The 9,095-nt window shown below is 58.6% G+C and carries 10 protein-coding genes and 1 tRNA gene; 6 read left to right on the top strand and 5 right to left on the bottom strand.

Annotated elements, in window-relative coordinates; translation table 11 throughout:
* Nucleotides 1-464: 464 nt before the first annotated feature.
* Nucleotides 465-1,019 (top strand): recombinase family protein, encoded by a 555-nt coding sequence (locus ACEW8G_RS16525; protein ID WP_373489488.1) that lies wholly within the window; start codon nucleotides 465-467, stop codon nucleotides 1,017-1,019.
* A 1,407-nt stretch (nucleotides 1,020-2,426) separates the two neighbouring features.
* On the top strand, nucleotides 2,427-3,485 hold the full coding sequence (gene xerC / locus ACEW8G_RS16520; RefSeq protein ID WP_373489487.1) for a tyrosine recombinase XerC: 1,059 nt from the start codon (nucleotides 2,427-2,429) through the stop codon (nucleotides 3,483-3,485).
* Nucleotides 3,486-3,550: 65 nt separating this feature from the next.
* Here the strand turns inward: xerC and ACEW8G_RS16515 are convergent.
* Nucleotides 3,551-3,627, bottom strand: a tRNA-Arg gene (locus ACEW8G_RS16515).
* 69 nt (nucleotides 3,628-3,696) lie between these two features.
* Entirely contained in the window at nucleotides 3,697-4,008 is a 312-nt protein-coding gene (locus tag ACEW8G_RS16510) for an ETC complex I subunit (protein WP_373489486.1), read from the bottom strand.
* A 158-nt stretch (nucleotides 4,009-4,166) separates the two neighbouring features.
* On the opposite strand from ACEW8G_RS16510, the gene ACEW8G_RS16505 reads away from it, so the two are divergent.
* Entirely contained in the window at nucleotides 4,167-4,451 is a 285-nt protein-coding gene (locus ACEW8G_RS16505; protein WP_373489485.1) for a hypothetical protein, read from the top strand.
* Between the two features lie 85 nt (nucleotides 4,452-4,536).
* Nucleotides 4,537-6,738 carry an excinuclease ABC subunit UvrB gene (gene uvrB / locus ACEW8G_RS16500; RefSeq protein WP_373489484.1) on the top strand — a complete coding sequence of 734 codons (2,202 nt, stop codon included), beginning with the start codon at nucleotides 4,537-4,539 and terminating at the stop codon, nucleotides 6,736-6,738.
* A 63-nt stretch (nucleotides 6,739-6,801) separates the two neighbouring features.
* On the opposite strand, the gene ACEW8G_RS16495 is transcribed toward uvrB, so the two are convergent.
* Both ACEW8G_RS16495 and ACEW8G_RS16490 read right to left on the bottom strand, forming a co-directional pair.
* Nucleotides 6,802-7,071 (bottom strand): hypothetical protein, encoded by a 270-nt coding sequence (locus tag ACEW8G_RS16495; protein WP_373489483.1) that lies wholly within the window; start codon nucleotides 7,069-7,071, stop codon nucleotides 6,802-6,804.
* Between the two features lie 128 nt (nucleotides 7,072-7,199).
* Nucleotides 7,200-7,442 carry a zf-TFIIB domain-containing protein gene (locus ACEW8G_RS16490; RefSeq protein ID WP_373489482.1) on the bottom strand — a complete coding sequence of 81 codons (243 nt, stop codon included), beginning with the start codon at nucleotides 7,440-7,442 and terminating at the stop codon, nucleotides 7,200-7,202.
* A 139-nt stretch (nucleotides 7,443-7,581) separates the two neighbouring features.
* On the opposite strand from ACEW8G_RS16490, the gene ACEW8G_RS16485 reads away from it, so the two are divergent.
* On the top strand, nucleotides 7,582-7,767 hold the full coding sequence (locus ACEW8G_RS16485) for a PLD nuclease N-terminal domain-containing protein (RefSeq protein WP_373489481.1): 186 nt from the start codon (nucleotides 7,582-7,584) through the stop codon (nucleotides 7,765-7,767).
* Between the two features lie 107 nt (nucleotides 7,768-7,874).
* On the top strand, nucleotides 7,875-8,540 hold the full coding sequence (locus ACEW8G_RS16480) for a hypothetical protein (RefSeq protein WP_373489480.1): 666 nt from the start codon (nucleotides 7,875-7,877) through the stop codon (nucleotides 8,538-8,540).
* Between the two features lie 35 nt (nucleotides 8,541-8,575).
* Here the strand turns inward: ACEW8G_RS16480 and ACEW8G_RS16475 are convergent, their stop codons facing one another.
* Entirely contained in the window at nucleotides 8,576-8,977 is a 402-nt protein-coding gene (locus ACEW8G_RS16475; protein ID WP_373489479.1) for a DUF4864 domain-containing protein, read from the bottom strand.
* Between the last annotated feature and the right edge of the window lie 118 nt (nucleotides 8,978-9,095).

Raw genomic sequence — 9,095 nt, 5'->3', positions numbered from 1 at the left:
CCCCAGAGGAACGGCAAGCCACAGCGTTAGCCCGGCTCCTGCAACGAAAGCGAACGCCAGAATGAGGCCCAATAAGACGGCAAACTGCGTGCCATACCGATGATAGTAGAACTTACCTAAATTGCGCATGTGAGATGCCTTTTTTTGCAATCTCCGCATAGTAGAGGAAACCTTCGAATTTTCCGACACATTTTTTCGCAGGGGTATCTAAGGTATCTGTGCGCAGGAACTTCCCCATGCCACCCGTTCCTTATGTGCCAAACGCCACACCTGCACAGGCAGCTTAACTAGCAGTTGCCAAAGCACCGCAGGCACAGGGCTTGTAATGAGCTGTCTCACAGGGCTTGCCCTACAGGTACGTACCAGCGAAGTAGTCAGACTGTCTCACTAACAATGTGCTTGACTATTTGAGACACATGGTGCCTAACGTTTAAGACTTGTGTGAGACATAGAGAGGGCACGCGATGTTAGTTGGTTATGCACGGACTTCCACACTGGACCAGACAGCGGGGATAGAGGCGCAAGAGCGCGACCTGCTTGCCCTGGGCTGCGAGAAGATATTCCGCGAACAGGTGTCATCCGTTGACGTGCGAGAGCGGGCACAGCTTGTCGAGGCACTGGAGTTCATCCGCGCAGGTGACGTGCTCGTTGTCACCAAGCTGGACCGTCTGGCGCGATCCATACGACACTTGCTGGACGTGCTGGAGGTTATCACTGACAAGGGTGCCAGTCTGCGCATCACCGGCTTAGGTATCGACACAGCCACACCGACAGGCAGGCTCATGCTCAACATGCTCGGCAGCATAGCGGAGTTCGAGCGCGACATCATGCTGGAGCGACAGCGTGAAGGTATCGCAAAGGCCAAGGCAGAGGGCAAGTACAGGGGCAGGAAGCCGACAGCACAGGCAAAAGCGCCAGAGGTCATGGAGTTGCACAAGGCTGGCGTAGGGGCATCCGAAATTGCCCGTCAACTCGGCATAGGCCGCGCGTCGGTTTACCGGATATTGCCTTCGGGTTGAGGATGGCGAGCGCGGAACCGGTCTTACTGCCGCTGCCACAGGGAGCCGCTTGGGTGGCCTGTGTCTCTCTGGGCAGGGGTTGCCGCCCGATGGCTCGGCTTGCTTCTCAGCGAGGCTATTTTCCGGGTCTGCGCTGAGTTGGGCAACATGTTTCCGCTGTGGTATCTATCCCCTTTCGACCGGGAGGCATCACCGCCACGAACCAGCAGTCGCTCAGCCCGAGATGGGCATGCGAGGTAATACCTTCGTCCTAAGATGAAACAACCCGGACGGCCAAGCCCTGCGCCTATGTCTCCGTCCTAAGACTAACCAACGCACAACCCCCCCCAAATACCCGATGCCAGTGTTATATGGCTAATCCGACCCGAAGTTAAACGGCTTCGCTTAACGTCCCGTCCTAAGACAGACAGATTGCTGTAAATTGTACCATCGTGACGAATGTCATACCCGAATAGTAATATACCAGAGTTGAACGGCTTCGCTTAAGTCCTCGTCCTAAGACAAAGCACCGGCTCAGCCGGATTACTGATATCCTTGTTTATATGACTTATCGTCAAAACTGATATCTGTTTCATCCGCCGTGACGAGCGGAAATTGTCATAACTATCCATATAGCAGTACAATCATACCACTACTATACTAGATATACATATGCTAGATCTATACAATAATATATAGAAGTAGATACTAGATATAATACATAAGTAGTTATATAGTAGTATATATACTTGATCGAGGGTGGGTTGACACTAGTTGGTGAACTAGTAATACACAATAACAGGCAACTTAACTCATGTAGTTAATATCAGTTTGGATAAAGTCTGATACTTGTACTGCAACAGATATATATACTTGTAGTATGCAAGTTTCTGATTAATTATATACTGTTATACACCAGAGTGGCGATCTAGTTCTGAACTAGATGATCACTCATATAATATAGCATGTGCTATCTTTAACGCAACAGTCGAGATAATTCCAACGTATTAGAGTTAACCATAGAGTTTCCATAATTATAGATATGCTATATCTATTTCATTTGTGAGGAGTGGACAGCATACCTGTATGCGGTTCCATTCTTCATTCTACAACCGCCAATGCTTAGCATGACAATAACTGCGATATAACAGTTGCAGAAGCTGAAATTGATCAGTTCGACATGCATTATTGTGTAGCAGTGGTGAACGAGATAGAGACAGAGTTCTAGTGAAGTAGCTTCACTACTCTAGGCGCGCTTTGCAAACTTTCATTAACTACTTCTCTGATTGTAGTGGGCTTGTCAATTTTTCAGTGTTAGCCGTGATGAAGGTTCGACCGCTCATAGCCAGTGGAGCGAGCCAGCCTATTGCGGCACCTTAGCTACCGTTCTGTTTAACGCTCGCCAACATGCGAACTGGAACCAAGGCCATGAAGAAGCAACAAGCGTTCCCGAACGTGACACACTACCGCGACCGCCACAAGAAGCTACGTTGGCGATACCGCAAGGCTGGGTTCACGGTCAACCTCGGCACCGAGTACGGTAGCGAGGAGTTCATCTTGCGGTACACTGCCGCAGTGAAGGGTGAACGCTTTGAGCAGGGACAGACTGCCGGGAAGGTTCTCTCAGGCTCCACTCCCGGTAGTCTGTCTCACGTGATCGAACGCTGGTATCTCTCGGGCGAGTTCAAGCGGCTCGGCCCGACAACCCAGAAGGCGTACCGCTATATCTCGGAGCGGCTGCGCGAGGAGCACGGCAAGAAGCCCATCGCCCTGCTGGAGCGCAGGCACATCAAGGCGTTCATGGCTCAAAAGGCCGACACTCCCGGTGCTGCGAACAACGACCTGCGCATCTGGCGTGCAGTGCTCGACCAAGCTAGGGAAGATGGGTTGATACCCACGAACCCTGCACGGGAGATCAAGAAGTACACCACAGGCGGTGACGGGCACCACACATGGACCGAAGACGAGATCGCGGCGTTCTACGAGACGCACACAGAGGGCACCACAGCACACCTGTGCATGACGCTCATGCTGCATACCGCAACTTCAAGAGCAGATGCGGTGGCTCTCGGGCCAGCGAACGTCAAGGACGGCAGGCTCAGATACCGCAGGCAGAAGATGAAGACCCGAGACGGTATTCTGGTGGACATCCCGCTGCACCCGTATCTCAAGCAGGTTCTCGACGCCCTGCCCGCTGGGTGCACAACATTCCTACAGACAACCCAAGGCAAGCCGCGCAGTGCGAACGGTATGGGCACGGCCATGCGAGCATGGTGCGATGCAGCAGGACTACCGCAGTGCAGCAGCCACGGTCTGCGCAAGGCGTGCAGCAGGAGGTTGGTCGAAGCCGGGGCCACACCACACGAGATGATGGCCGTGACTGGACACAAGACGCTCGCAGAGGCACAGCGATACGCTGAGACCTTCGAGCGGAGTGGCGCAGCAGATCGCGCCATGCTCAAGCGGAGCACTATGGCAGATGGCTAACCCACTTTTTAGGTTAGCCAAATTTGAATGTAAGCCTATGTAAATACTGTACTTTATTAGAGAGTTGGCGATCCCGGGAGGACTCGAACCCCCAACATCCTGATTAGAAGTCAGGTGCTCTATCCAGTTGAGCTACGGGACCGCAGGGCGGGTCATCCTTCGGCCCGCGGTGGTTTTCTAATCGCAAATGCCGTCGTCGGCAAAGCCTAACTCAATGGGTCCATGACCCGCGACGGCCCGTTGCAAAGTTGTCACCGTAGCCGCCCGGGCGGATGTTGGGCTTGCGCTTGTTCGGATCGAGAACCTGTACGTCGATCCCGTGTTGTTCGGCATATTCGAGCGCCGCTTCCTTGGTGTCGAATTGAAGCCGCACTTGGGATTGCATGTCGCCCGACGATGTCCAGCCCATCAACGGATCAATGCTGCGGGCTTCGGCCGGAGCGAACTCGAGCAGCCAGACCTGGGTTCTTGCCGACCCGGAGGACATGGCGGTTCTGGCGGGCTGAAAGATTCGTGCGCGCATGTTCGGGCCTCTTGCTGAACCATGCGCGAGGATATGCCACGCAAGGGCCATTGGCGCAAGGCGCTGGGAGGCTTCGGTTAACCGCCCGGAAACATTCCGCTGTCAAAGTCGGTCATGGCCTGCGTATTCTGCGCTCAGACGCTTGGGAGCGACCTTGGATGAACCCGATTACCCTTTTGACCCTGCAGGCACAGACCACTCGCCTGATGCTTGACAAGCAGGCTGTCATGGCGCTTCGCCTTATGGGGATGAGCGGAGCGATCCGCGCCCGACCGGATGAGAATTTCGTCATGATGGCGGAAAAAGGCCCGGCGATGCTGCGGGCGCTTGTCGCCGGCACTGCGGCGCTGATGGCGGGTCACGGCCCCGACAGGGTGCTCAGCGCCGCGATCAAGCCGCTTGCCCGCGAGGTCCGGGCCAACCGCAAGCGGCTGATGAAATAGGCTGCGACCGGATTGTGCCGGCACCCTACTTGAACAAGTCGCAGAATGTGACACCTATGAGGCACCCCCCAAAGGATGCCGCGCGATGCCCTATGCCCAGACAGATCGTTCCGAAGCAGCACCGCTTCTGGCCAATCCGGCCCCCGACGTGCGGTCGCGTCCCAAACTTGAGGGCGGAAAACGGTTCACGCTGAAAACCGATTTCGAGCCTGCGGGCGATCAACCCACCGCGATCCGGGAATTGTCCGAAGGTGTGCGCAGCGGCGAGCGCGATCAGGTCCTGCTGGGAGCCACCGGCACCGGCAAGACCTTCACCATGGCCAAGGTCATCGAGGAGACGCAGCGGCCCGCGATCATCCTCGCCCCGAACAAGACGCTGGCGGCGCAGCTCTACGGCGAATTCAAGGGGTTCTTCCCCGACAATGCGGTCGAATATTTCGTCAGCTACTACGATTACTACCAGCCCGAGGCTTACGTTGCGCGGTCCGACACCTTCATCGAGAAGGAAAGCCAGATCAACGAACAGATCGACCGGATGCGCCATTCCGCCACCCGCGCGCTGCTGGAACGCGACGATGTCATCATCGTGGCGTCGGTGTCGTGCATCTACGGCATCGGGTCGGTCGAGACCTACGGCGCGATGACGCAGGATCTCAAGGTCGGCCATTCATACAATCAGCGCCAGGTGATCGCGGATCTGGTGGCGCAGGCCTACAAGCGCAATGACGCAGCGTTCCAGCGCGGATCGTTCCGTGTGCGCGGCGATTCGTTGGAAATCTTCCCCGCCCACCTCGACGACCGCGCCTGGCGGCTTTCGTTCTTCGGCGAAGAGCTGGAAAGCATCACCGAATTCGACCCCCTGACCGGCGAAAAAGCCGACACGATGGACCACGTCCGTGTCTATGCCAACAGCCACTACGTCACGCCGAAACCGACGATGCAACAGGCCATCATCGGCATCAGACGCGAGCTGCGCACCCGGCTCGATCAACTGGTCGGCGACGGCAAGCTGCTGGAGGCGCAGCGGCTGGAGCAGCGCACCAGTTTCGATCTGGAGATGCTGGAGGCCACGGGCGTCTGCAACGGCATCGAGAATTACAGCCGCTACCTGACCGGCCGCGCCCCCGGAGAGCCGCCGCCGACCCTGTTCGAGTTTATCTCCGACAACGCCATCGTGTTTGCGGACGAAAGCCACGTCTCGGTCCCGCAGATCGGCGGCATGTACAAGGGCGACTTCCGGCGCAAGATGACGCTGGCCGAGCATGGCTTCCGCCTGCCCTCATGCATGGACAACCGGCCGCTGAAATTCGAGGAATGGGATGCGATGCGTCCGCAATCGGTGTTCGTCTCCGCCACCCCCGCGGCATGGGAACTGGAGCAGACGGGCGGCGTGTTCACCGAACAGATCATCCGCCCCACCGGCCTGATCGATCCGCAGATCGAGATCAGGCCGGTGGAGATGCAGGTCGATGACCTGCTGGACGAAGTGCGCAAGGTCGCCGCCGACGGCTTTCGAACGCTGGTCACGACGCTGACCAAACGGATGGCCGAGGACCTCACCGAATACATGCACGAGCAGGGCATCCGCGTGCGCTACATGCACAGTGACATCGATACGATCGAGCGGATCGAGATCCTGCGCGACCTTCGCCTGGGCGCGTTCGACGTGCTGATCGGGATCAACCTGCTGCGCGAGGGGCTGGACATCCCCGAATGCGGGCTGGTCGCCATTCTGGATGCGGACAAGGAAGGCTTCCTGCGCTCGGAAACCTCGCTGATCCAGACCACGGGCCGCGCCGCCCGCAACGCCGAAGGGCGCGTCATCATGTACGCCGACCGCATCACCGGCTCGATGGAGCGCGCGATCGGCGAGACCGATCGCCGCCGCGCCAAACAGGTGGCCTACAACGAAGAACATGGCATCACCCCGACCACCGTCAAGAAGAACGTCGAGGATATTCTGGCCGGTCTCTACAAGGGCGACGTGGACATGAACCGCGTCACCGCCAAGGTCGACAGGGCCCACGGCGGCAATCTGCAAACCGTGCTCGACGGGCTGCGCACCGATATGCGCCGCGCCGCCGAGAATCTCGAGTTCGAAGAGGCCGCTCGGCTGCGCGACGAGGTCAAGCGGCTGGAGGCGGTCGATCTGGCCATCGCCGACGACCCGATGGCGCGGCAATACGCGGTGGAGAAGGCCGTGGACAGTGCCCAGAAGGCCAGCGGTCGCAGTACGATGGGCCGCGGCGGCATGCGCGGCGGGGTCAAGCGACGGGGGCGGAGATAAAAAGGAAGCGCCTTGATCCTCTGCGTCCGGGGCATGGCAGCCGCCGTGGCTTCTTCCGCAAACCTACCGCGTTAGCGCTCTCACGATCACCAGCACCAGCGCCGCGCCAGCAAGTGCCACGAGAAGCATGAGCAACAGCCCACCGGCGGCGAGGACGCCGATGCCGAGCGCGGCGAGGAGAAAGGGCGTGGCCACCGCCGCCGCGATGCCGACGACGATATACATCGCCATGCGGCGGCCCGCGATCTTGCCTGCGATCGCCCCGGCCACCGCCCCCACGACAACAAGCAACACCAAGGCTACCGCCCCGATCGAGTCGAGAACTGATTCCATGCCGATTTTCCTCCTTCACCCGGTTATGACCAGACGATAGCCGAGCCGCGCGATCACTGCCAGCCCCGCGCCGCCAGTCCGATCACAGATCATGCCCGTGCGGGGGGCTGCGCAGGAATCGCCATTGGCTAGAAATCGAATATCTCTCCCAGAAATCCGCCGCAGCCCTTCTTGGGCTTATGCTGTCGGCGCGGATAGTCGTGATACTCCTCACGCACCGTCTTCGGCTCCGGCATATTGCTTCCGCGCTCGATGATCTTGTCCAACTCACCGCGATCCAGCCAGACACCGCGGCTACTTGGGCAATAGTCGATCTCGACCTCGCTGCGATCCGCCATTTCGAGCGTCGTTTCATCCACAGGACATTTCATCTGGGTCTCCTCAAGGCTTCGCACCGGATATGGGGCGGGATCGGCTGTGAAACAACCGCAGTCTTGCTGAGCCGCGGGGGGAACAATACCGAAAACCCGGCGTTAATTGGTAATCGAAACAATGGATAGGGTTTCCATCATGGAATATGGACTTCTCGGACTGATCATCCTGATCGCGGACATCTACGCGATTTATCAGGTCTTCACGTCCTCCGCGTCGACCGGCAGCAAGGTTCTGTGGACCCTCGGGATTCTGATCTTCCCGGTCGTCGGGTTCATCGTCTGGCTGATTGCGGGTCCCCGCGGATCCTCCGCAAGAGTTTGAGGACCCGGCCCCGTACGATCCGGGAATTATCGCCTCGTTCGGGCCAGATGGTAAACGTTTGTTAACCATTCTTAAAGAAGGTGCCATTTCAGAGGGAGTGGCACCTTTTGCGTATCCTGGCCGGTTTTCTGTTCTGCCTCGCTCTGGCACCGCCGGCGGTCGCGGGACCGTGGCTGCGTGAAAAGGGCAGGACGTTCACCTCGACCTCCGTCACCCTGAACCATTTCCAAGATGCCGCGTCCAGCACCTATATCGAACACGGGCTGCGCGAGGACATGACCGTGGGTGCCGACATCGGGGTGTTCCGGAACACGACAGCAGGGCCGTCCGGGACCGCCACGATCTTCTTGCGCCGCCCGTGGGGTAACCGCGACGGACAAAGCCTCTGGGCCTATGAACTTGGTGCCGGGGCCAGTTGGGACGGGGCTGTCATTTCACCGCATGCGAAGACCGGAGTGACCTGGGGTCGCGGCATCACCTTCCGCGACAAGGGTGGCTGGACGACGGTAGATGCGTCTTATCGATGGGATCTGGGCGCGGGCGAGGATGTGTTCAAGCTCGACGGAACGCTGGGGCTCAACTTCACGGACCGCGTCGCCGGGATGTTTCAAGTCTACGTGTCCCACAGCGCCGGCGAAACCTCCGCCACCTTGGCTCCGTCCGTGATCTATGCGGCGAAGAGCGGCAAAACCAAATGGCAGTTGGGCATCGAGAGCCCGCTCTCGGACACGGCCCGCACGGCGATCAAGTTCGGGCTATGGCGTGACTTCTGAGCGGGAAAAGGCTCAGGGGCGACACCGCGCCAGACTCATGCCGTGGCACCGGGGTCCTTGAGGATCTGCACGCCGTTGATGCGCCAGCCGTCGGTGGTTTCCAGCATCCGGTATTCCAGCACATGATTGGTCCCGTGCCCATCGCGCACCAGCACCATCTGCCGGTAGACGCCGCCTTCTTCGCGCAACTCCAGGAACCGGACATCGGCCGGACGCCACACCATCGGATAGCCTTGCGTGACCATCCGCCCGAAATTCTCCGGGTTCTGGAAAAGCCGCTGTAGATTGGGGCTGGCGAATTCAAAGGCCCCGGCGAAATCATCCGCCTTGAATGCCTCGAATTGTTGCGAGATCGTGCCCTTGATCTCGGCATCCTGGGCCACCGCATTGCCCGTGCCGAGCGCCATCAAAACCGCCGCGTAAACCAGATTGCGCATCGCTCTTCTCCCTCGTGCTGCACCCGTCATGGTAAACCACGCAAGCCTCGGGGCAAGAGTTTCAGGCCGCCGCCAGCTTTCCCGCCAACGCATCGTCGATCAGCCGCACTGTCTCCTC

This window comes from Blastomonas sp. (assembly GCF_041747255.1).
In the GTDB taxonomy this organism is placed as follows: domain Bacteria; phylum Pseudomonadota; class Alphaproteobacteria; order Sphingomonadales; family Sphingomonadaceae; genus Blastomonas.
The sequence above is the reverse complement of the archived record's forward strand: the minus strand, read 5'-3'. Positions and strand labels throughout refer to the sequence as shown.

Bases quoted from the DNA above. Each gene is read 5' to 3' on its own strand.
- ACEW8G_RS16525 (WP_373489488.1), top strand. From the start codon at position 465: ATGTTAGTTGGTTATGCACGGACTTCCACACTGGACCAGACAGCGGGG.
- ACEW8G_RS16505 (WP_373489485.1), top strand. From the start codon at position 4,167: ATGAACCCGATTACCCTTTTGACCCTGCAGGCACAGACCACTCGCCTG.
- ACEW8G_RS16485 (WP_373489481.1), top strand. From the start codon at position 7,582: ATGGAATATGGACTTCTCGGACTGATCATCCTGATCGCGGACATCTAC.
- uvrB (WP_373489484.1), top strand. From the start codon at position 4,537: ATGCCCTATGCCCAGACAGATCGTTCCGAAGCAGCACCGCTTCTGGCC.
- ACEW8G_RS16490 (WP_373489482.1), bottom strand. From the start codon at position 7,442: ATGAAATGTCCTGTGGATGAAACGACGCTCGAAATGGCGGATCGCAGC.
- ACEW8G_RS16495 (WP_373489483.1), bottom strand. From the start codon at position 7,071: ATGGAATCAGTTCTCGACTCGATCGGGGCGGTAGCCTTGGTGTTGCTT.
- ACEW8G_RS16510 (WP_373489486.1), bottom strand. From the start codon at position 4,008: ATGCGCGCACGAATCTTTCAGCCCGCCAGAACCGCCATGTCCTCCGGG.
- ACEW8G_RS16475 (WP_373489479.1), bottom strand. From the start codon at position 8,977: ATGCGCAATCTGGTTTACGCGGCGGTTTTGATGGCGCTCGGCACGGGC.
- xerC (WP_373489487.1), top strand. From the start codon at position 2,427: ATGAAGAAGCAACAAGCGTTCCCGAACGTGACACACTACCGCGACCGC.